The sequence below is a fragment of the Streptomyces sp. NPDC001933 genome (assembly GCF_042890955.1).
Lineage (GTDB): Bacteria > Actinomycetota > Actinomycetes > Streptomycetales > Streptomycetaceae > Streptomyces.
Window position 1 is genome coordinate 387362 of sequence record NZ_JBIASS010000004.1, and the last position, 22304, is coordinate 409665.

The 22304-nt window shown below is 71.3% G+C and carries 17 protein-coding genes; 11 read left to right on the forward strand and 6 right to left on the reverse strand.

The genetic code is table 11. The annotated features are described in order from the left end of the window. Together ACFYY7_RS12770 and ACFYY7_RS12775 are read right to left on the reverse strand one after the other, a co-directional pair. Positions 1 to 1503: a long-chain fatty acid--CoA ligase gene (locus tag ACFYY7_RS12770; RefSeq protein WP_388660633.1), complete on the reverse strand. Its 1503-nt coding sequence runs from the start codon at positions 1501 to 1503 to the stop codon at positions 1 to 3. After that, a complete protein-coding gene (locus ACFYY7_RS12775; protein WP_388660635.1) occupies positions 1454 to 2539 on the reverse strand; it encodes a TauD/TfdA family dioxygenase in 1086 nt (361 codons plus the stop codon). Before ACFYY7_RS12775 ends, ACFYY7_RS12770 begins: the two co-directional genes overlap by 50 nt. A gap of 266 nt (positions 2540 to 2805) precedes the next feature. Here ACFYY7_RS12775 and ACFYY7_RS12780 point away from each other — a divergent pair, with 266 nt between their 5' ends. From ACFYY7_RS12780 to ACFYY7_RS12815, 8 genes are all read left to right on the forward strand, one after another. After that, entirely contained in the window at positions 2806 to 3825 is a 1020-nt protein-coding gene (locus ACFYY7_RS12780; protein WP_388660638.1) for an AraC family transcriptional regulator, read from the forward strand. A gap of 172 nt (positions 3826 to 3997) precedes the next feature. Then, entirely contained in the window at positions 3998 to 5056 is a 1059-nt protein-coding gene (locus ACFYY7_RS12785; protein ID WP_388660641.1) for a 3-keto-5-aminohexanoate cleavage protein, read from the forward strand. Between the two features lie 26 nt (positions 5057 to 5082). Further along, complete coding sequence (locus ACFYY7_RS12790; protein WP_388660644.1) at positions 5083 to 6054, forward strand: quinone oxidoreductase family protein; 972 nt, start codon at positions 5083 to 5085, stop codon at positions 6052 to 6054. Positions 6055 to 6090: 36 nt separating this feature from the next. Then, positions 6091 to 6966, forward strand: coding sequence for a TauD/TfdA dioxygenase family protein (locus ACFYY7_RS12795; protein ID WP_388660647.1), 876 nt, complete (start codon positions 6091 to 6093; stop codon positions 6964 to 6966). Next, the gene (locus tag ACFYY7_RS12800; RefSeq protein ID WP_388660650.1) at positions 6950 to 8236 is read left to right on the forward strand and encodes an MFS transporter; all 1287 of its coding nucleotides are present in this window, start codon (positions 6950 to 6952) and stop codon (positions 8234 to 8236) included. The genes ACFYY7_RS12795 and ACFYY7_RS12800 overlap by 17 nt, the downstream gene beginning before the upstream one ends. Next, a complete protein-coding gene (locus ACFYY7_RS12805; protein WP_388660653.1) occupies positions 8233 to 8826 on the forward strand; it encodes an RBBP9/YdeN family alpha/beta hydrolase in 594 nt (197 codons plus the stop codon). Before ACFYY7_RS12800 ends, ACFYY7_RS12805 begins: the two co-directional genes overlap by 4 nt. Beyond that, on the forward strand, positions 8823 to 10805 hold the full coding sequence (locus ACFYY7_RS12810) for an acetoacetate--CoA ligase (protein ID WP_388660655.1): 1983 nt from the start codon (positions 8823 to 8825) through the stop codon (positions 10803 to 10805). The genes ACFYY7_RS12805 and ACFYY7_RS12810 overlap by 4 nt, the downstream gene beginning before the upstream one ends. A gap of 84 nt (positions 10806 to 10889) precedes the next feature. Further along, the gene (locus ACFYY7_RS12815; protein ID WP_388660658.1) at positions 10890 to 12305 is read left to right on the forward strand and encodes an amidase; all 1416 of its coding nucleotides are present in this window, start codon (positions 10890 to 10892) and stop codon (positions 12303 to 12305) included. A gap of 51 nt (positions 12306 to 12356) precedes the next feature. On the opposite strand, the gene thpR is transcribed toward ACFYY7_RS12815, so the two are convergent. Both thpR and ACFYY7_RS12825 read right to left on the reverse strand, forming a co-directional pair. Next, positions 12357 to 12971 carry an RNA 2',3'-cyclic phosphodiesterase gene (gene thpR, locus ACFYY7_RS12820; protein ID WP_388660661.1) on the reverse strand — a complete coding sequence of 205 codons (615 nt, stop codon included), beginning with the start codon at positions 12969 to 12971 and terminating at the stop codon, positions 12357 to 12359. A 118-nt stretch (positions 12972 to 13089) separates the two neighbouring features. Next, positions 13090 to 13875, reverse strand: a complete 786-nt coding sequence (locus ACFYY7_RS12825; RefSeq protein WP_351261627.1) for an IclR family transcriptional regulator — start codon at positions 13873 to 13875, stop codon at positions 13090 to 13092. Between the two features lie 128 nt (positions 13876 to 14003). On the opposite strand from ACFYY7_RS12825, the gene hutH reads away from it, so the two are divergent. The 3 genes from hutH to ACFYY7_RS12840 all read left to right on the forward strand — a co-directional run bounded on the left by hutH (position 14004) and on the right by ACFYY7_RS12840 (position 19398). After that, positions 14004 to 15539: a histidine ammonia-lyase gene (gene hutH / locus ACFYY7_RS12830; protein ID WP_388660664.1), complete on the forward strand. Its 1536-nt coding sequence runs from the start codon at positions 14004 to 14006 to the stop codon at positions 15537 to 15539. A 302-nt stretch (positions 15540 to 15841) separates the two neighbouring features. Next, positions 15842 to 18562, forward strand: coding sequence for an aminotransferase class I/II-fold pyridoxal phosphate-dependent enzyme (locus tag ACFYY7_RS12835; protein WP_388660667.1), 2721 nt, complete (start codon positions 15842 to 15844; stop codon positions 18560 to 18562). A gap of 266 nt (positions 18563 to 18828) precedes the next feature. Further along, positions 18829 to 19398: a HutD family protein gene (locus tag ACFYY7_RS12840; protein WP_388660670.1), complete on the forward strand. Its 570-nt coding sequence runs from the start codon at positions 18829 to 18831 to the stop codon at positions 19396 to 19398. Positions 19399 to 19496: 98 nt separating this feature from the next. Here the strand turns inward: ACFYY7_RS12840 and hutG are convergent, their stop codons facing one another. Together hutG and hutU are read right to left on the reverse strand one after the other, a co-directional pair. Then, the gene (hutG, locus tag ACFYY7_RS12845) at positions 19497 to 20474 is read right to left on the reverse strand and encodes a formimidoylglutamase (protein ID WP_388660673.1); all 978 of its coding nucleotides are present in this window, start codon (positions 20472 to 20474) and stop codon (positions 19497 to 19499) included. After that, positions 20471 to 22156 (reverse strand): urocanate hydratase, encoded by a 1686-nt coding sequence (gene hutU, locus ACFYY7_RS12850; RefSeq protein ID WP_388660676.1) that lies wholly within the window; start codon positions 22154 to 22156, stop codon positions 20471 to 20473. The genes hutG and hutU overlap by 4 nt, the downstream gene beginning before the upstream one ends. Positions 22157 to 22304: the final 148 nt, after the last annotated feature.

Genomic DNA, 22304 nt, shown 5'->3' on the forward strand with positions numbered 1-22304 from the left:
TCAGGCGTCCAGGGGCTCCGGCGGAGCGACCACGATGTCCCGCTTGAAGATCTTGCCGGTCGCCCCCTTGGGCAGCGCGTCGGCGAACCGCACGATCCGCGGGTACTTGTAGGCAGCCACCCGCTGTCTGACGTAGTCGCGCAGCTCGTCCGATGTCGTGCGGGCGCCGGGCCGAAGGACCACCACGGCGGCGATCTCCTCACCGTGTGCGGGGTCGGGAACACCGACCACCGCGGCCTCCAGGACATCCGGATGCCGGTACAGAACCTCCTCGATCTCCCGCGGGTACACGTTGTAGCCGCCGCGGATGACCAGGTCCTTCTTGCGGTCGACGACGAAGTAGTAGCCGTCCTCGTCGACACGGGCGAGATCGCCGCTGTGGAACCACCCGTCGCGGAAGGCGCGCGCGGTGGCGTCCGGCCGGTTCCAGTACCCCTTCATGACGTTCGCGCCCCGGATCACCAGTTCGCCGACCTCGCCGGGGCCGGCCGGGGAACCGTCGTCCGCGACGAGCCGCAACTCGACCCCGTGCACGGGAACCCCGATGGAGCCGGGCTTGCGGGGTCTGTCCGGCGGGTTGAAGCAGGCCACCGGGGACGTCTCCGAGAGGCCGTAGCCCTCCAGCACGGTGACACCCAGCTCCCGTTCGGTGGCGTGCAACAGCTCGACGGGCAGTGAGGCGCCGCCCGAGACCGCCAGGCGCAGCCGCGGCAGGGGCTGCCCGATGCCGTTCTGGAGGAGCGCGTTGTACATCGTGGGCACCCCCAGGAAGACGGTCACCTCGTCCCGGCGCATCGTCTCCAGGGCTCCGCCCGCGTCGAAGCGGGGCAGCAGGGTCAGGCAACAGCCTGCCGCGACCGCCGTGTTGAGAGCACAGGTCTGCCCGAACGCGTGGAACAGCGGAAGGCCTCCGAACAGGACGTCGTCCGGGCCCACGCGCAGCAGTGTCCGCGCCGTCGTCAGCGCGTTGCTCACGAGGTTGCGGTGTGTCAGCTCCGCACCCTTGGGAGTCCCCGTGGTGCCGGACGTGTAAAGAATCACCGCGGTGTCGTCGTCGGCACAGTCGGCCGCCCCGGTCATCGGCGGGACCGAACGCAGCAGCGCGTCGAACACCGCTGGTTCCGCGACCAGGCACTCTGCACCGGCCTGCGCCGCCGCCGGTGCGGCCTCGTCCGCGCAGGCAGGAGCGGACACCACCAGACGGGCACCGCAGTCACGGAGCACGAAAGCCATCTCGCCGGACTTCAGCAGCGGATTCATCGGTACCACCACGCCACCGGCGCGCAGGATGCCGTAGTACACGACGGGGAAGTGGATGACGTTGGGCAGGGCCACCGCCACGCGGTCGCCGGCCCGCAGCCCTTCGGCGTGCAGGAGCGAGGCGAACCCGGCTGTCATGTCGTCGAGCTGCGCGTAGGTGAGCAGGGCCCCGCCCTGCCGCACGGCCGTCCGGTCAGCGTGGGACCGGACAGATTGGGCCAGGAGTGCGAACAGGTCGGTCATGCGGCTTCCTTGTCGTCGGGGATTGCGGGGTGATCACATCGCGTGGCGCGACTCCGCCGCGGCCACCGCCGAGGGAGTGCGCGTCGCCCCAGAAACCCGGAGGCAGCTCGCGGGGGCGATGCGGGGTGAGCCACAACCGCAGTGCGTGAAACCGCGGTCCGGGCCCGGTGGTGTCCGCCGGTGCCGTGAGGGAGTGCAGGACCGCGTGGTTGTTCACCAGCAGCAGGTCTCCGGGGGCGAGGGCGAGATCGAGGCGGAGCTCCGGGGCGGCCGCCGATTCGTCGATGTGGTCGAACAGTTCCAGGTCGCCGGGGGTCAGGCGCGGCACGTCGGGAAAGCGCTGTGCCGACTCCAGCCGGTGACGGTCGTAGCGCAGGCTGAACCGCTCCGGGCCGCGGTGGGCGAGGGGCACCGCGTGGCAGGGGTGCTGCCCCGGGGCCTGCTCGCCGAGGCGGTCGAGGAAATGCGTGCGATAGAGACCGTCCACCAGATCGGGCCGACGCGCCAGCACGGTGTTGTGGACAGCCGCCGAACTGGCCAGCGCCGCATGCCCCGCGCCGCTGTCGTTGCGCAGGCACAGCAGGGCGAGCGTGTCGGCCTCGTCGGTGTGGAACGGCCGTGCCGCCCGGACCTCGTGCGGGTCCGCGATGTGGCCGAGCATGTGCCCCGTCGCGTTCTGCGACACCGGGATGCCGAGGTGCCGCCCCAGGCCCCAGAGCAGGACGGCTGCCGTCGCCGGGCCGAATCGCCCGACCGGGACGCGGCGGACCAGGACGAAGCCCCGCCCGTTCTCCAACTCATCTGCCACTGCCGCCAGTTGTGACGCCAGTGCCGGGAGTGGGAAGCGGTCTGCGGTTATCCTCAGCAGCGGGGTCCCCCGTACCCGTACCGCATGCAGCGCGGTGTCGAGCTCGTCGAGCTGAGCCGGGGCGAGATGCCACTCCCAGACACGGGAGTGTGCCAGCTCCGGACCCCGCCACACGGCAGAACCGGTGCAGGGGCTATGGGCGATCTCTGCTGTTGGCCCACCCACCACGATTCTTCTCCTCTCCTCGCCGGTGCATTCAGCTGTGCCAAGGGTGGAATCCTGATTTCGTCCGCGAATTCGAGCCGAGAGCCGGCTCTTTTCGGCGGGCCGAGAATTTGCCAAGGTTTTTGTGACGGAATTCTTTGAGGGCCCCGCGGTAGTGCCACGCTAGGTCAAGGCCCGACACATCGCTTGACCTGACGGGACAGATCGCTTATCAGTTTGGGACAGAGCCCTGGAGTGCCCCGACCGGAACAGAGCCTTGGAGTGCCCTGATGAAGCCACTGGTCCGCAACGCAGCACTGAGCAACTACATAGAGCTCAGCCAGTCCCTCGGCATCGATCCGCGCACCCTGATGAAGCGCGTGGGGCTCGATCCGGTCGGGCTCGCCGTCCAGGACCGGTGGATCTCCGGCCTTGCCGTCACCGAGCTCCTCGAACTCTCCGCCGCGGCCGCCGGCCGCGACGATTTCGGCCTGCTTCTCGCAGAGCGCCGCCGCTTCTCGAACCTCGGGCCCATCAGCCTCGTCCTGCGCGAGGAACCCGACGTCCGCAGCGTCATCCGGCTCCTGGTCCGCCACGAGCGCATGTACAACGAGATGCTGCGCAGCCGGCTCACCGAGGCGAACGGGCTCGCCACCGTCAAGGTGAGCCTGGAGCTCGGCGAGGCGCGCCGGGCACGGCAGGCCGTCGAGCTGGCCGTGGGTGCCTTCCATGGATTTCTGCAGGTCTTCCTCGGTGCCCGCTGGCGGCCGGTGTCCGTGTGTTTCACCCACGGACCCCCTCGTGACATCGCGGCGCACCGTCGCCACTTCGGACCGGTGGTGGAATTCGACCAGGAATTCAACGGCCTCGTTCTCTACGCCTCCGATCTCGACACCCCGAATTCGATGTCGGATCCCCTCCTGCGTGGCTATGCCCGCCAGTATTTCGAGTCCATCGCGGTGGTCTCGGAAACCACGGAGCTGGACCGGGTGCGCGAGCTGATCGAGGTCCTGCTGCCGACCGGACGCTGCTCGATCGAACAGGTCGCCGGCAGCCTCGGCGTCGACCGCAGGACCGTCCACCGGCATCTGGCGGCGTCCGGCGAGACGTTCTCCTCGCTCGTCAACGCCACCCGCACACAGCTGGCCGAGCAACTGGTGGCGAACCCGCGCCGCTCCCTGACGGAGATCTCCGGCCTGCTCGGCTTCTCCGCCCCCAGCGCCTTCTCCCGCTGGTTCCGCGACCAGTTCGGCACCAGCGCCCGCGAGTGGCGCACCCGCCGGGCGGACACCGGCACTGTCCCCAAGTGACAAGTCTCCTGTCACCTCGGGTGAAGCGCGGCGCGTAACCCGCTCTTAACGTGGCCGTACCGCAAGGGACACTGCAACTCCTTCGAGCAACGCCCTTGTGAACAGCCCCAGTTGGTGTGGATGGCGCTTGACGGCCATCCACCCGCCGCGTCCGAGTACCAGGAGATGACCCATGCACTTCCTCGACGACTCCCTGCTGCCCGAGAACCAGGAGAAGCTGGTCATCCAGGCCGCTCCCTACGGCCCGGAGTGGCTCCCCGGCGACGCCGACGACCTCCCCCTGACCATGGACGAACACGTGCAGGCCGCCGTCGACTGCTACAACGCCGGCGCCACCGTGCTCCACATCCACGTACGCGAACTGGACGGCCACGGCTCCAAGCGCATGTCCATGTTCAACGAACTGCTCGGCCGGCTGCGCGAGGCCGTTCCGGACATGGTCCTGCAGATCGGCGGATCCATCTCGTTCGCCCCCGAGGGCGAGGGCGCCGATGCGAAATGGCTGAGCTACGACACCCGCCACCTGCTGGCCGAGCTCACCCCGCGCCCCGACCAGGTGACGATCGCCATCAACACCAGCCAGATGAACATCGTCGAGATCATGACGGACGACGACCTGGCCGGCACGTCCATCGCCAAGCCCGACTACTACAAGGCCTACCGCGACATGGTCGTCGAGGCCGGTCCCGACTTCTACCTCGAACACCTCAAGCGCCTGCACGCCAACGACATCCAGCCGCACTTCCAACTCGCCACCATGGCGCAGCTGGAGACCGTCGAGCGCCTCATCCGCAGTGGCGTGTACACGGGCCCGCTGGTCCTCAACTACGTCGCCATCGGTGGCGGGTTCGCCGGACGCCACCCCGCCGACCTGATCGAGTTCGTCCGCCGTGTCCCCGACGGCGCCGTCCTCACCATCGAGTCCTCGATGCGCGCCGTCGCCCCCATGAACGCCATCGCCATCGCCCTCGGCGTGCACGTCCGCGTGGGCAACGAGGACAACCTGTGGGCGCGCAAGGGCGAGCGGATGAGCTCCGTCCGACAGGTCGAGCAGATGGTGCGGATCTCCGAGGCACTCGGTCGCGACATCGCGAGCGGCGCGGAGGCCAAGGAGATCTACCGCATCGGCGAGTACTACGCCGACACCGACCAGACCCTGGCACGGCTCGGCATGGTGCCCAACCGGCGCCCCGGACAGCGCGGGTTCATGCTCCGCGAGACGACCCGCTGACCACCGCCGAACGAAGAGAGCAACCCATGGCACACGCCATCCGCTTCCACGAGACCGGCGGCCCCGACGTCCTGCGGCTGGAACAGGTCACCGTCGGCGACCCGGGCCCCGGACAGGTCCGCCTCCGGCACGAGGCCATCGGCCTCAACTTCGCCGACACCTACTTCCGCACCGGCCTCTACCCGGCGCCGCTGCCCGCCGGTCTCGGTGTCGAAGGCGCCGGAATCGTCGAGGCCGTCGGCGCGGGCGTCACCCACGTCGCCGAGGGCGACCGCGTCACGTACACCGGCAGCCCGCTCGGCGCCTACAGCACCGAGCGGATCATGCCCGCCGACCCACTGATCCGGCTGCCCGACTCCATCGGCTGCGAGACCGCCGCCGCGATGACCATGCGCGGCCTCACCGCCGCCTACCTGCTGCGCCGGATCCATCCGCTGAAGCCCGGCGACACGATCCTGCTGCACGCCGCCGCGGGCGGGGTCGGCCTGATCATCTGCCAGTGGGCGAAGCTGCTCGGCCTCACCGTGATCGGCACGGTCTCCACGGAGGCGAAGGCCGAACTCGCCCGTGCCCATGGTTGCGACCACACCATCCTGTACCGCCAGGAGGACGTCGCCGAGCGAGTGCGGAAACTGACCGGCGGGGCAGGAGTGCCCCTCGTCCTCGACAGCATCGGCAAGGACACCGTCGCCGGGTCCATGGCCTCGCTCAGCCGCCGCGGCCTGCTGGTCTGCTTCGGCACGGCGTCCGGCGTGCCCCCGCTCGACGCGATGCAACTCGCCGTCCACGGCTCGCTGTTCGTGACCCGCCCCGCCCTGGCCGACTACATCGCCGAGCCGGCCGAACGCGACGCCCTGGCCGACGAGCTGTTCGGCCACGTCGCAGCCGGCCGGATCGCGATCCGGGTCAACCAGCGCTACGCCCTCGACGACGCGGTGGCGGCGCACCGGGCCCTGGAAGCGGGCCGCACCACGGGTTCGTCCGTCCTCGTTCCCTGAACCCCTCGTTCCTCCCGACCGCCCCAGGAGAGTGCAATGACGCAGAGCTCCACCCGCACGCGGATCCAGGTCGAACCGCTGACCTGCACCATCGGCGCCGAACTGCACGGCGTCCAGCTCAGCGAAGCCGCCCACGACCCCGGCCTCCACGCCGAGATCAAACAACTCCTGCTCCGGCACAAGGTGTTGTTCCTGCGCGACCAGGACATGAGCCGCGCCGAGCACGTCGCCTTCGCCTCCCGCCTCGGCCCGCTGGAGGACCACCCGGTCCTCGGCAGCGATCCGGACCACCCGGGCCTCGTCCGCATCTACAAGGACCTGGACAGCAAGCCCGAGCACTACGAGAACGCCCTGCACTGCGACGCGACCTGGCGCGACCGGCCGCCCATGGGAGCCGTGCTGCGCTGCGTCGAGACCCCCGAGGTGGGCGGCGACACGATCTGGGTGAACATGGCCGAGGCGTACCGCAGGCTCCCCGAACACATCCGCACACAGATCGCGGGCCTGCGCGCCCGGCACAGCATCGAAGCGAGCTTCGGCGCGGTCCTGCCGATGGAACAGCGCCACCGGCTGAAGGCCCGCTACCCGGACCCGGAGCACCCGGTGGTCCGCACCCACCCGGAGACCGGGGAGAAGATCCTCTTCGTCAACGCCTTCACCACCCATTTCGTCAACCACCACACCCCCGAGAACGTACGGTTCGGCCAGGACCACGCCCCCGGCGCCAACCTGCTGCTGAACTACCTGATCAGCCAGGCGGCGATCCCCGAGTACCAGGTCCGCTGGCGCTGGACCACGAACAGCGTGGCCATCTGGGACAACCGCTCCACCCAGCACTACGCCGTCCAGGACTACTGGCCGGCCGTCCGCAAGATGGAGCGTGCCGGGATCTCCGGTGACCGGCCCTGCTGAGCCGATGACCCGCCGCTACGCGTGGCTGGTGTTCGCCCTCAGCTTCGGACTGCTGCTCTCCGACTACATGTCGCGGCAGGTCCTGAACGCGGTGTTCCCGCTGCTGAAGGCCGAATGGTTGCTCTCCGACGCCCAGTTGGGCTCCCTGAGCGGAATCGTGGCCCTGATGGTCGGACTGCTGACCTTCCCGCTGTCGCTGCTCGCCGACCGCTGGGGCCGGGTCAGGAGCCTGGTCCTGGCCGCGGTGGTGTGGAGCCTGGCGACCCTGGGCTGCGCCGTCTCCGCGAGCTACGGACAGATGTTCCTGGGCCGCTTCATGGTCGGCGTGGGCGAGGCGGCGTACGGGAGCGTCGGCATCGCCGTGGTGCTGAGCGTGTTCCCGGCAGCGCTGCGGGCCACCCTCTCCGGCGCGTTCATCGCGGGCGGCGCCTTCGGATCCGTACTCGGAGTGTCGATCGGCGGAGTCGTGGCCCAACACCTGGGCTGGCGCTGGACGTTCGCCGTCATGGGCCTGTTCGGACTGGTCCTGGCGGCCGTCTACGGCGTCGTCGTGACGGAGCGGAGACTGGCAGCGGCAGACGTCGGTCCCGGCGGAGCGCCGGACACCGGGGGGCCGGTGCGGGCGCTTCTGCCGAGGCTGTTCTCCTCCGTCTCCGTGCTGTGCGCCTATGTCGGCAGCGGACTGCAGATGTTCATCGCGATGGCGCTGCTGGCCTGGATGCCCAGCTTCCTCGATCGCTCCTACGGCCTGGCGCCGGGCAGGGCCGGGCTCGCCGCCGGCGTCTTCGCGCTGATCACCGGGATCGGCATGGTCGGCGGAGGAATGGTCTGCGACCGGCTCGGACGCGGAAGGCCCCGGCTCAAGTGGACCGTCGCCATCGTCTGCAGTCTCGGCTCGCTGACCCTGCTCACGGCAGGGTTCCAGCTCGCTCCCGGCGCACCGCAACTCGTCCTCGTCGGCATCGGCACACTGCTGTCCAACGCCACCGCGGGACCCGCCGCCTCCATGGTGGTGAGCCTGACCCCGACCGCCGTCGCGGCGACGGCCATGGCCACGCTCACCCTCGCCAACAGTCTGCTGGGCCTGGCACCGGGCCCCGCGGTGACCGGCATGCTCGCCGACCGCATGGGCCTGCACGCCGCACTCCAGGTGATCCCGCTCGTCTCGCTGGTGGCGGGCCTGGCCTTCGCCCTCGGCAGACGCCATTACGACCAGGGTCTCGTCTCGCTCTCGGCCTGGACCCTCAGAAGATCGGAACTCCCGACATGAACCCCACTCCCGACCCCACGGTCGTGCTGGTGCCCGGACTGCGCGACCACGTAGCCGACCACTGGCAGACGCTGCTCGCCGCCCGGATTCCCGGCGCCGTGACCGTGCCCCCTCCGACGGACGCCGGACTCGCTCGCGACGCCCGGGTGGCGGCCCTGAACGACACACTGTCCCGGATCGAACGGCCGGTGGTGCTCGTCGCGCACAGCGCCGGAGTGCTCACCACGGTGCACTGGGCGGCCCGGCACCGCCACCCGGTGCGCGGCGCGCTGCTCGCGACACCGCCGGACTTCGACACCCCGCTGCCCGACGGCCACCCCGGCCCGGGGGCCCTGCGGGAGAACGGCTGGCTGCCGGTCCCCCGTACGCCCCTGCCGTTCCCCGGCATCGTCGCGGCCAGCACGAACGACCCCCTGGCCCGCTTCGACCGGGTCGCCGGACTGGCCCGCGCCTGGGGCAGCCGCCTGGTGGACATCGGCCCGGTCGGACATCTCAACCCCGCATCGGGCTACGGGGAATGGCCGCAGGCACTGGAGTTGCTCCGCACCTTCGGCTGCGGCACGAGCCCGGACACCGAGGTGCCCGCATGAGCGCGCACGAATCCGACCTCGCCGGCTTCCTGCGATGGCTGGCCGGGGAGCGCGGCCTTTCGTTCACCGACTACGCCGAGCTGTGGCGGTGGAGCACCGACGACCTGCCCGGGTTCTGGTCGGCGGTGTGGGAGTACTACGGGCTGGACGCCGTCAGCGACTACGACGAGGTGCTCGCCGACGCGACCATGCCCGGCGCGACCTGGTTCTCCGGAGCACGCCTCAACTTCGCTCGGCAGTGCCTCGCCCGCGCCACGGACGAACGCCCCGCTCTCATCGCCGTGTCCGAGACGGGCGACCCGGCGGAGATCTCGTGGGACCGGCTCACCGGCGAAGTGGCCGGCCTGGCCGCGTCCCTCCGCGAGATGGGCGTGGGCCCCGGCGACTGCGTCGCCGGGTACCTGCCGAACATCCCGCAGGCCGTGGTGGCCCTCCTGGCCACCGCCGCCGTCGGCGCGACCTGGACGGTGTGCTCGCCGGACTTCGGAACGCCGAGCGTGCTCGCCCGGCTGCGCCAGGCGCGGCCGACGGTTCTGGTGGCCGCGGACGGCTACCGCTACGCGGGCCGGGACCACGACCGGCGCCCGCACACTGCCGAGCTCCTGGACGGCCTGCCCACGGTCCGCCACCTCGTCGCCGTCGACCGTCTCCACACCGGCGAGAGCGGTCCGGCATGGTCCCGGCGGACGGACGTGACACAGCACAGGTGGACCGAACTGGCCGGCCGGCGGGCCCGGCCGGCCTTCGCCGACGTCCCGTTCGATCACCCGCTGTGGATCCTGTGGTCCTCGGGCACCACCGGCGTACCGAAGGGCATCGTGCACGGCCACGGCGGCATCGTCGTGGAACTGCTCAAGGCCCTCGGGCTCGGTGCCGACCTGCGGGCGCGGGACCGCTATCTCTTCCACACCTCCACCAGCTGGATGGTGTGGAACCTCATGGTCGCGGGCCTGCTGCACGGGGCCACGCTCGTCCTGTACGACGGCAGCCCCACCCACCCCGACGTCAACGGGGTCTGGCGGATCGCCGAACGTACCGGCGCGACGGTCGTCGGCGTCGGCGCCGCCTACCTGATCGCAGGGGAGAAGGCGGGCGCCCACCCGGCGGCCGATACGGACCTTCGCGCGGTGCGGTCCATCCAGCAGACCGGTTCGGCGATGCCCGACAGCACCTGGCACTGGGTCCACGACCGGCTCGCCCCGGACGCCCGCCTCCAGTCGATCTGCGGCGGCACCGACATCTGCTCGGTCCTCGCCGGCGGCTCCCCGCTGCTGCCGGTGCGCACGGGCCGGATCTCCGGGCCCGCCCTGGGCGTGGCCCTCGCGTCCTGGGACGCCAACGGGCAGCCGCGTACCGGGCAGCAGGGCGAACTGGTGGTGACGGCGCCGATGCCGTCGATGCCGCTGTTCTTCGTCGACGACCCCGGCGACGAGCGTTACCGGAGCAGCTACTTCGACGTCTATCCGGGAGTGTGGCGGCACGGCGACTGGGTCACCGTCGACACCGATCTCTCCGTCGTGGTGGCCGGACGCTCCGACGCCACGCTCAACCGGATGGGGGTGCGGATGGGCTCGGCCGATCTCTACGCCGTCGTCGAACAGCACCCGCGGATCGCGGACAGCCTCGTGGTCGGCGCCGAACTGCCGGACGGACGCTACTGCATGCCCCTGTTCGTCGTGCCCGCGGAAGGGGAGCGATTCGACGACGGCCTGCGCGACGAGATCGTCGGCGCGATCCGGCTGAGCCTGTCGCCCCGCCATGTGCCGGACATCATCGTCCCCGTCGAGGCCGTGCCCCGCACCCTCACGGGAAAGAAGCTGGAGGTCCCGGTCAAACACATTTTCCAGGGCGCACGCGTCACCGACGTCAGCACGGAAGGCGCCGTGACCCGGCCCGACATGCTGGCCTGGTTCGCGGAGTTCGCTGCCGAACTGCGCACCGGCGGGGGAGAGGGGCCACAGTGGAACATGCCCCGCTGACCGGCCCGTGATGGGGCCTCGCGTGTTACTCAGCGGTAAGGAATGATGGGGAAAACCAACCACATGGCGGGGGCTGAGGCAGCGATGACCACTTTCGAGGAACGGACCAGGGTGCACGCCTTCCGGGACGACGCCCTGGGAGAGCACGACGCCGTCGGTCTGGCCGCGGCGATCCGACGGGGTGAGGTCGGCGCCGCCGAGGTCGCCAGGGACGCGGCGGAACGGGTACGGACGGTCGAAGCACGGCTCAACGCGGTCCGGACGCCCGTCGACGTCCCGGCGGCCGCCACCCGCAGGGGCGGCGCCTTCGCCGGGGTACCGACCTTCGTCAAGGACAACACCGACTACCTGGGGCTCCCCACCGGCCACGGCAGCGCGGCCTTCACCCCGAGGCCCGCGCGAAGGCACTCGCCGATCGTCCGGCAGTTCCTGAGCAGCGGCGTCACGGTGCTTGGCAAGACCCGGCTGCCCGAGTTCGGGTTCAGCCCGACCACGGAATTCGAGGACGCCGAGCCCGTTCGCAACCCGTGGAACACGGAGTACTCGGCGGGTGGTTCGTCCGGCGGCAGCGCGGCGCTCGTCGCCGCCGGGGCGGTGCCGATCGCGCATGCCAACGACGGCGGCGGCTCGATCCGCATCCCCGCCGCCTGCTGCGGTCTCGTCGGCCTCAAGCCGACCCGCGGACGGGTCATGGCGAACGCCGAGAGCCGCCGGCTGCCGATCGACATCGTCGCCGACGGCGTCGTGAGCCGTTCCGTCCGGGACACCGCCGCGTTCCTCGCCGCCGCCGAGAACTACTGGCGCAACCCGAAGCTGCCGCCCCTGGGCCTGGTCGAAGGTCCTTCCGCGCGGCGGCTGCGCATCGGGTTCCTGCTGGACTCGCCGAACGGTGTCCACGCCGACGCCGCCACCCGGGCGGCCGTCACAGCGACCGTGGCCACGCTCGAACGGCTCGGCCACACCGTGGAACCGGTGGAGTTGGACCTCGACGCCCGCTTCACCGACGACTTCCTCACCTACTGGGGCCTGCTGTCGTTCCTCATCGGTTCCACGGGCCGGACCTTCGGCGCCGACTTCGACCGCCACCGCATGGACGGCCTCAGCCAGGGGCTGCGGGAGACGTACCTCGAGAACTGGCGGCGCACTCCCGGCGTGCTGCGCAGGCTCAGGCGTACGAAGGAGGCGTACGCGGCGGCGTTCCGCGGGCACGACCTCATCCTTTCCCCCGTACTCGCCCACACCGCGCCCCCGATCGGCCACCTCAGCCCCGCCGTTCCCTACCCGGCGCTGATCGAACGGATCCTCGCGTACGTCGCGTTCACGCCCATCGACAACGTGGTCGGCACACCGTCGATCTCGGTGCCCACCCCGAGCGCGACCGAGGACGGACTGCCCGTCGGTGTCATGCTCTCCGGCCGCCCCGGCAGCGAACGGACCCTGCTGGAGGCCGCGTTCGCACTGGAGGCGGAGCAGCCCTTCCGGCGCATCCAGGGCCTGTGACATCGCAGCGGCACCCCGGGCTCCCGCGGTTCAGGCGACCGCTCACCGCCGTCAGGCCCCGTCGAAATTCCATGAGGTGATGTCGCGGTAGTGGATCGGCCCCGGACCGCGGCCGATGTTGCTGCCCACCAGATGCAGACGCGCCGCTTGCCACGGCCGGCCGGTGAACCCGGACAGACCGGCGGCCGCCACCGCGCACGACATGTCGTCGCGGCGGGCGCGGGCCAGGGTGAGATGGGGTCGCAGGGGACGGCCCGCGAAGGGGACGCCGCACTCCTCGACCGCGGCGCGCACCGAGGTGGCGAGCAGGCGCAGCCCTTCCAGGTCTCCGTCGATCCCGCTCCACAGCACCCGCTCGTCGAAGTGCCCGCTGCCGCGCAGTGCCAGTGCCAGGGGTGGGCGCGTCGCGGCCAGGTGCGCGAGGGGCGGCAGCAGCAAGGGCACCGCCGTGACGGGGAGCTCCCCGAGGAACGCCAGCGTGATGTGCCAGTCCTCGATGCGGTTCCACCGCATGCGCGGATACGCCTCGTACGTGGGTCCCAGCGCCCGCGCCAGCTCGTCCTTCGCCTCGTCGGGCGGGGCGAGTGCGATGAACACGCGTATCGTCGCCGCCGGGAGCTGTTCGCCCGCTCCGGATTCCATCGCCTGCTCGGACGGATCGGTCATTGTCGCTTTCCTGCTCGGGGTGCGGCCGGTGCCGCGTACGCCACCCGATGACACGCCGTCCGACACTGCAAACTCATTTCCTGCCGACCCGAGGGTACGTGGCGGAGGGACCGGTCTCCTACGCGGAAGGGGTGCCCGGGGCGGGCGTCGCGCCGCCCACCCGGCGGGTCAGTTCCCGCGCCGTCTGCGCCACGTGCCCCGCGATCCGCTGCCGCTCCTCCTTGTCGACCGCCTCGTCGGGGTAGGTGACCGCGACCCCGGCGATCGGACGCGCGTGATGGTCCAGGACGGGCGCGGCGACCGAGGAGAGGCCCGGCGTCACCTCGCCCTCTTCCGTCGCGTACCCGAGGTGCCGCGCCTGGGCCAGCAGGGCGCGCAGTGCCGTCAGCGTCGCGGGACCGGCGCCGTGCCGCTGCACGAAAGCCGACCGGTCGGGGAAGATCGCCCGCACCTGCGCGGGCGGCAGCAGCGCGAGCACGGCCCGGCCGCTCGCCGTCAGGTGGGCCGGCAGCCGGACGCCGACCTCGCTGACCAGGGGCGGGCGGCCCGGGGCGCGTTCCTCGATGACGTAGATGACCTCACGGCCGTGCAGGACGGCGAGGTTCGCGTTGTGCCCGGTGCGGTCCACCAGAGAGGCGAGCGGGGCCCGCGCGAGCCGCTGGAACGGCGCCTGGCGCTCGTACCCGGAGGCCAGCTCGAAGGCGCTGACCCCGAGCCCGTAGCGCCTCTCCTCCGGCAGATGGACCACGAAGCCGTCTGCCGCGAGGGTGTCGAGCAGGTGGTAGGTCGTCGATCGCGCCAGCCCCACGTCACGGCTGATGGCGGCCGCGGGGACTGGCGCGGCCTGCCGGGCCAGATAGCGCAGGACGGCCAGCGCCTGCGCGGCGGCAGGGACGATGCTCATGGGGCGAGAGTAGACCAGACACGTCGCAAACTTTCTGTCTGGTATCCCAGATACAACGTCTTGGATCCCAGACACAAGCCGTGCTGCAGGACTCGCGAACCCCTTCCCACCTGCGGCTTCATAGGGGCATGACCGTTGTTGTTGGTGTCGGTGCCCTTTCCGCCGACGAAGTTGTGTCCGTTGCCCGTCACGGTGCCCAGGTGGCCCTCGCCCCTGAGGCGCTCCAGGAGATCGCCCGCAGTCGCGAGGTCATCAAGGCCCTCGCCGACGACGTCAAGCCCCACTACGGCGTCTCCACCGGCTTCGGTGCCCTGGCCACCCGCCACATCCCCACCGAGCTGCGCGCCCAGCTCCAGCGCAGCCTCGTGCGCTCGCACGCCGCCGGCTCCGGCCCCGAGGTCGAGCGCGAGGTCGTACGGGCCCTGATGCTGCTGCGCCTGTCCACCCTCGCCACCGGGCGCACCGGCGTCCGCACCGAGACCGCCGAGGCCTACGCCGCGCTCCTGAACGCGGGCATCACCCCGGTCGTCCACGAGTACGGCTCGCTCGGCTGCTCCGGCGACCTGGCCCCCCTCGCGCACTGCGCGCTCGCCGTCATGGGCGAGGGCGTCGTCCGCACCGCCGACGGCGAGCGCAAGCCCGCCGCCGAGGCCCTCGCCGAGGCCGGCATCACCCCGGTCGTCCTGGAGGAGAAGGAGGGCCTCGCCCTCATCAACGGCACCGACGGCATGCTCGGCATGCTCGTCCTCGCCGCCCACGACCTGCGCCGCCTGCTGCGCACCGCCGACATCGCCGCCGCCATGAGCGTCGAGGGCCAGCTCGGCACCGACGCAGTGTTCGCCGCCGACCTGCAGGCCATGCGCCCGCACCCCGGCCAGGGCGACAGCGCGGGCAACCTGCGCTCCCTGCTCGCGGACTCGGCGATCATCGCCAGCCACGCGGGCCCGGACTGCACCTACGTCCAGGACGCCTACTCGCTGCGCTGCACCCCGCAGGTCCATGGCACCGCCCGCGACACCCTCGGTCACGCCGAACTCGTCGCCTCCCGCGAGCTCGCCAGCGCCGTCGACAACCCGGTCGTCACCCTCGACGGCCGCGTCGAGAGCAACGGCAACTTCCACGGCGCCCCCGTCGCCGCCGTGCTCGACTTCCTCGCCATCACCGTCGCCGACGTCGCCTCGATCTCCGAGCGCCGCACCGACCGGTTCCTCGACCCGGCCCGCAACCGCGGTCTGAACGCTTTCCTCGCCGACGACCCGGGCGTCGACTCCGGCCACATGATCGCCCAGTACACGCAGGCCGCGATCGTCTCCGAGCTCAAGCGGCTCGCCACCCCGGCCTCCGTCGACTCGATCCCCTCCAGCGCCATGCAGGAGGACCACGTGTCCATGGGCTGGTCGGCCGCCCGCAAGCTGCGCCGCGCCATCGACGGCCTCGGCCGCGTCCTGGCCGTCGAGCTCTACACCGCTGCCCGCGCCCTCGACCTGCGCGCCCCGCTCACCCCCGCCCCGGCCACGGCCGCGGTGCGCGACGGCCTGCGCAAGACCGTCGAGGGCCCCGGCACCGACCGCTGGCTCGCCCCCGAGATCGAGGAGGCCGTCCAGTACGTGGCCTCCGGCCGCGCCCTGGCCGCCGCCGAGTCCGTGACCGGCGCCCTGGTCTGACCGGGACGCAGTCCCTCGCACCTTCCGGGTCCCGCGGGACCCGGAAGGTGCGGCAGGCCGCTGCCGCGCACGCCCAGGGCCTGCCTGGCCATTCCGTCGGGTCCGGCCCGCCCGGCACGCACGCTCGCCGCACGGCCGAAACGCCCAAGCAGCTCCGCTACGAGGGCGTCCCGGCCGCACGACGATCGCACGCATCGAACGACCCGGCCTGATCCGAAGCGAATGGCCAGGCAGGCCCCAGCCACCCTCCGCCCTCCCCGTCTGCGGCGGGCCGGGCAGCCCTCAGAAGGAGCCGTTTCCCGGTGAATGACCTGCCGACCGCCACGGTGCACAACAGCGTCGGGCAACTGCGCGCCGATGCCTGGAGTTCACTGACGGACCTCACCCACCGCCTCGCCGCACAGGGCGTGGACGGCCGCCCGGACACCACCGCGCGCATCCAGGAACTCATCCGCCTCCTGACGCCCATCGAGCACTGCTGGGCCTTCCCCGGCACAGCCGCCCTGAAGGAGCTCCGCAGGCTGTACGACCAGGGGGAGTACCGGCAACTCGCCCAGCGCACCGACGAGCTGGACCGAGCCCTCGCCGGCCACCGGCACCGCGGCACCGCCCCGCACACCGCAGCCACGCCGAGCGCCGCGCCCGACGAGACGACGGACACCGCCCACACCCTGCCCGCATCCTCCACCCCGTACTTCGAGGTCCTCGTCGTCGGAGACCTGGACGCCGCCGAGGAACAGGCGCTGCGCGCCGAACTGCGCCGACTGCGCCGCCCCGACGACGAGTTCGCCTACGAGATCGTCGTCGCCCCGAGCTTCGAGGACGCGGTCATCACGTCCCTCGTCAACTCCAGCCTCCAGGCCGTCGTCATCCGCGACCGGTTCGCCGACCGCTCCCGCCACGACCTCAGCGTCGTCCGCCGGTTCTTCGACGAAGCCGCCGACGCCCACGCCGCCACGCCCGGGGACAGCGGCGAGCAGATCCGCGCCCTGGGCGACCGACTCCTCGCCCTGCGGCCCGAACTCGACCTCTACCTCGTGTCCGAACGGGCCGTGGAGTCCACCGCGGGCCGCCTCAGCCGCCGCTTCCGGCGCGTCTTCCACGCCCGCGAAGGCCTCCTCGAACTGCATCTGTCGATCCTGTACGGCATCACCGAACGCCACCGCGCCCCGTTCTTCACCGCCCTGCGCGCCCACAGCCGCAAGCCCACCGGCGTCTTCCACGCCCTGCCCGTCTCCCGCGGCGCCTCGGTGCTCAACTCGCCCTGGATCCCGGAGATCGCCGACTTCTACGGCCTGAACATCTTCCTCGCCGAGACCTCCGCCACCTCCGGCGGCCTGGACTCCCTGCTCGCCCCCACCGGCCCGCTGCGCGAGGCCCAGGACCTGGCCGCCGAGGCCTTCGGCGCCCGCCAGACCTACTTCGTCACCAATGGCACCTCCACCGCCAACAAGATCGTCGTGCAGGCGCTCGTACGCCCCGGCGACATCGTGCTCGTGGACCGCAACTGCCACAAGTCCCACCACTACGGACTCGTCCTCGCCGGCGCCCATGTCGTCTACCTCGACGCCTATCCCCTCGACGAGTACGGCATGTACGGGGCCGTGCCGGTGGAGGAGATCAAGCGGAAGCTGCTGATGCTCAAGCACGAGGGCGTCCTGCACCGCGTCAAGCTCCTCATGCTCACCAACTGCACCTTCGACGGGATCGTCTACAACCCGTCGCGCGTGATGGAGGAGTGCCTGGCCCTCAAGCCGGACCTGGCGTTCCTGTGGGACGAGGCCTGGTTCGCCTTCGCCCGCTTCCACCCCGTCTACCGCCAGCGCACCGCCATGGCCGCGGCCCGCACCCTCACCGACCGCTACCGCGACCCCGGGTACGCCGACACCTACGCGGCCCACCGCGCGAGCCTCGGCGACGACCCGGACGACGAGGCCCTCATAACCGGCCGGCTGATGCCCGACCCGGAGAAGGTCCGTGTCCGCGTCTACGCCACGCAGTCCACGCACAAGACGCTCACCTCGATGCGCCAGGGCTCCATGGTCCACGTCTTCGACCAGGACTTCCGCCACAAGGTCGCGGAGACGTTCCACGAGGCGTACATGACGCACACCTCGACGTCGCCCAACTACCAGATCCTCGCCTCGATGGACCTCGGCCGCCGACAGGCCGTCCTCGAAGGCTTCGCCCTCGTGCAGAAGCAGCTCGAACAGGCCGGCGTGCTCCGCGACGCGGTCGCCCAGCACCCGCTGCTCAGCCGCTACCTGCGCATCCTCACCACGCCGGAACTCATCCCGCACCGCTTCCGCTCCTCCGGCGTCGAACAACCCTTGCGCACCGGCCTCGCCCGGATGGAACGGGCCTGGGCGGAGGAGGAGTTCGTCCTCGACCCGACCCGCGCCACCCTGCACATCGGGCTCACCGGCATCGACGGAGACACCTTCAAGCACGACCTACTGATGGACCGGTACGGCGTCCAGGTCAACAAGACGACCCGCAACACGCTGCTGTTCATGACGAACATCGGCACCACCCGCAGCTCCGTCGCCTACCTCATCGAGGTGCTCGTCCGCATCGCCGAGGACTTGGAGGAACGCATCGGCGAAATGGGCCCGCACGACCGCGCCGCGCACCGCGATGCCGTCACCGCACTCGACGCGGGCTCCGCCGCCCTGCCCGACTTCAGCGCGTTCCACCCGGCGTTCCGGCCGAGCCCGCGCACCCCCGAGGGCGACATGCGCGCCGCGTTCTTCCTCGCCTACGACGACACCGAGTGCGAGCACCTCTCGATGGACGCCATCACCGACGCCATGGCGCGGGGCCGCACGGTCGTCTCGGCCACGTTCGTCACCCCGTACCCGCCCGGCTTCCCCGTGCTCGTCCCCGGACAGGTCGTCAGCAAGGACGTCATGACCTACATGGCAGCCCTCGACACCCGCGAGATCCACGGATACGACCCGGCTGCCGGATACCGGGTCTTCACCGAGGCCGCCCTCGAAGCACGCCACACCGCCGAGCGCTAGGGTCTTTCGTTCGGATCAGGCCGGACAGGGAGCGGGGTCCGGTGCGTGCGATCGCAAGGCGGAGGAGGGAGTCAGGGCGGCGCCCTGGCGACCGACGACAACGCGGCGAGTGTGCGTGCCAGACCCCGCGAGCCCGGCGTGATCCAAACGAGAGGCCCCAGCTGTGTCCGACCCAGGTACCTCCTCTCCCGCAGCCCCAGGCAGCGGGGGAGGAGGTCGCGTTTTCCCGACCGACCGACCGGATCCCGAAGGAACAACACCCCCTCATGGCACCTCAGATCCTGCGCGCACACGACCGGACCCCCGCACCGTGGAAGAACGGCGGTGGCATCACCACGGAGGTCATGGCCCACCCCCAGGGCGCCGGCACCGACGACTTCGCGTGGCGGATCAGCGTCGCCGACGTCGCGAGCAGCGGCCCCTTCTCCGTGTTCGAGGGCGTCGACCGGATCATCACCGTCGTCGAGGGGCCGGGCATGGCCCTCACCGTCGACGGCACGGAGCACGTCGTGGACACCCGCTGTGCGCCCCTTGCCTTCTCCGGCGACGCCACCACCGACTGCCGGCTGCTCGACGGCCCCGTCGTCGACTTCAACGTCATGGTGCGGCGCACCGAGGCGAAGGCCGACGTGTCCGTCGAACGCCGCTCCACGGTGCTGCGCCCCGCCCCCGGGACCCGCGTCCTCGTGATCGTCCTCGACGGCACCGCGGCCCTGCGCCGGGAGCCCGTCCGCCTCGGCCGGCTCGACGCGGTCCTGTTCCACGACGAGGAGGACCCCGCCGACATCGCTGTCGACGGGGTCCTCGCGGTCGTCTCCCTCACGGATGTCCGCTGAGCGGATCCGGGTAGGCCGCCCGGCATACAACAGCCGCGGCCGCCAGGCCGCGGCTCTCGCATGCCGGGCGGCCTGGCGGCCTGTTCAGGGGGAGGACGTCACGCCCAGGTGGTGGCCGTCCGGTGCACCAGACGGGCGCCGGCCCGAGCCGTGCGCTGGTCGACGTCGAACTCCGGATTGAGCTCGGCGACGTCGACGACCACGAGCTTGCCGCTGCCCGCGACCCGTGTGCAGACCCGCTCGACGACCTCCATCGGCACGCCGTACGCGGCGGGCGCGCTGACCCCGGGGGCGACGGCCGCCGGCAGCACGTCCAGGTCGATCGTCAGGTGTACGAGGTCGCAGCTCGCGAGGAACTCGTCGACGAACGACTCCACCCGCCCAATGTCGAGCAGCCCGCACTCGGTGTCCGGCAGGTACCGCACCCCGAGCGACTCCGCGGTGCGGAACAGCGTCTCGGTGTTGGCGGCCTGGCTGATGCCCAGCACCCAGTAGTTGAGGTCACGGCCGTGCCGCCGCTCGCTCTGCGCCATCTGCAGGAACGGCGTGCCCGAGCTGGGTCGCACGTCATCGCGCAGATCGAAGTGGGCGTCGAGGTTCAGCACGCCGAGCCGCGCGCCGGCCTTCAGCGCCCGCGTCTGCTCCAGACCGCTGTACGTGCCGAACGCGACCTCATGACCGCCGCCGAGGACCACCACCGGGTGGCCCGCGTCGACGAGGTGCGCGACCGCGCGGCCCAGCCGCTGCTGACCGGCCTCCAGAGCGTCGTCCGCGTCGCCGGTGACCGCCACGTCACCGGCGTCGAGCGCCCGCAGCGGCTTCGGCAGTGCCATCGAGGCGAGGGCCCGCCGCAGGGCGTCAGGACCCTGCGCGGCGCCCTGCCGCCCCTTGTTGCGGCGCACGCCCTCGTCGCTGCGGAATCCGACGAACGCGATGTCGCCCGGCTCCGTCAGCTCCGTATCGAGCTCGACGGCCTTGTGCCACCGCAGGTGCTCCGCACCGGGCCCGTCGTCACGGCCCGACCAGGGGCGGGCCGTGACGTCCGTGGCCGGAGCGGTCTCCTGGAACGTGCTCACGCCGCGCCGCCCCCGGCCTCCGTCATCGGGATGCGCACGCCGCGCTCCTTGGCGACCGAAGTGGCGTACTCGTAACCGGCGTCGACGTGCCGGATGACACCCATGCCCGGGTCGTTCGTCAGGACACGCTCGAGTTTGCGGGCCGCGAGCTCGGTCCCGTCGGCGATGCAGACCTGGCCGGCGTGGATGGAGCGGCCCATGCCGACGCCGCCGCCGTGGTGGATCGACACCCAGGAGGCACCCGAGGAGGTGTTCACCAGGGCGTTGAGCAGGGGCCAGTCGGCGATGGCGTCGGAGCCGTCGAGCATCGACTCGGTCTCGCGGTACGGGGAGGCCACCGAACCGGAGTCCAGGTGGTCACGGCCGATCGCGACCGGCGCGGACAGCTCGCCGCTGGCGACCATCTCGTTGAACTTCAGGCCCGCACGGTGGCGTTCGCCGTAGCCGAGCCAGCAGATGCGGGCCGGCAGGCCCTCGAACGAGACGCGCTCGCCGGCCATGTCGAGCCAGCGGTGCAGGTGCTTGTTCTCCGGGAACAACTCCTTGATCGCCTTGTCGGTGGCCGCGATGTCCTTCGGGTCGCCGGACAGTGCGGCCCACCGGAACGGGCCGAGGCCCTCCTCGAACAGCGGCCGGATGTGCGCCGGCACGAAGCCGGGGAAGTCGAAGGCCCGGTCGTAGCCGGCCTTGCGCGCCTCGTCGCGAATCGAGTTGCCGTAGTCGAAGACCTCGGCGCCCTTGTCGAGGAAGCCGACCATGGCCTCGACGTGCAGGGCCATCGACTTGCGGGCGCGCTCGGTGAAGCCGGCCGGGTCGGCCTCGCGCTCCTTGTGCCAGTCCTCGACCGAGATGCCGACGGGCAGGTAGGCCAGCGGGTCGTGGGCGGAGGTCTGGTCGGTGACGATGTCGATCGGGGCGTCCCGCTCGAGGAGCTCGGGGAAGATCTCGGCGGCGTTGCCGACGACACCGATGGACAGGCCGCGGCGCTCGTCGCGGGCCTGGACGGCCAGTTCGAGGGCATGGTCGAGGTTGTCGGCCTTGACGTCGAGATAGCGGGTGCCGATGCGGCGGTCGATGCGCGTCTCGTCGACGTCGACACAGATCGCGACACCGTCGTTCATCGTCACGGCCAGCGGCTGGGCGCCACCCATGCCACCCATTCCGGCGGTCAGGGTGATCGTGCCGGCCAGGGTGCCGTCGAACTTCTTGCGGGCGACGGCACCGAAGGTCTCGTACGTGCCCTGCAGGATGCCCTGGCTGCCGATGTAGATCCACGAACCGGCCGTCATCTGGCCGTACATCGTCAGTCCCTCGGCCTCCAGCTTGCGGAACTCCTCCCAGTTGGCCCAGTCGCCCACCAGGTTGGAGTTGGCGAGCAGCACGCGCGGCGCCCACTCGTTGGTGCGCATCACGCCGACCGGCTTGCCGGACTGCACGAGGAGGGTCTCGTCGTCCTTGAGGGTCTTGAGCGTGCGGACGATCGCGTCGTACGCCTCGTGGTTGCGGGCGGCCTTCCCGGTACCGCCGTAGACGACGAGGTCCTCGGGGTGCTCGGCGACCTCGGGGTCGAGGTTGTTCATGAGCATCCGCAGGGCGCCCTCCTGCTGCCATCCGAGGCAGTTCAGTTCGGTGCCGCGGGGGGCCCGGACGACGCCCGGCGCTTCGTGGGAAGGGCTGGTCATGTGTGCTCCTCTTGGGGATCGAGCCGTTGTGCACCGTCATGACACGCGACGGGCGGAGCCGGGACCAGTGGCGCCGCCCGCATTTCTCGGATCCGAGACGCTTACCCGGGAAGGGGACCACCGGCCCGTTCGCCGATGGCACCGCTCC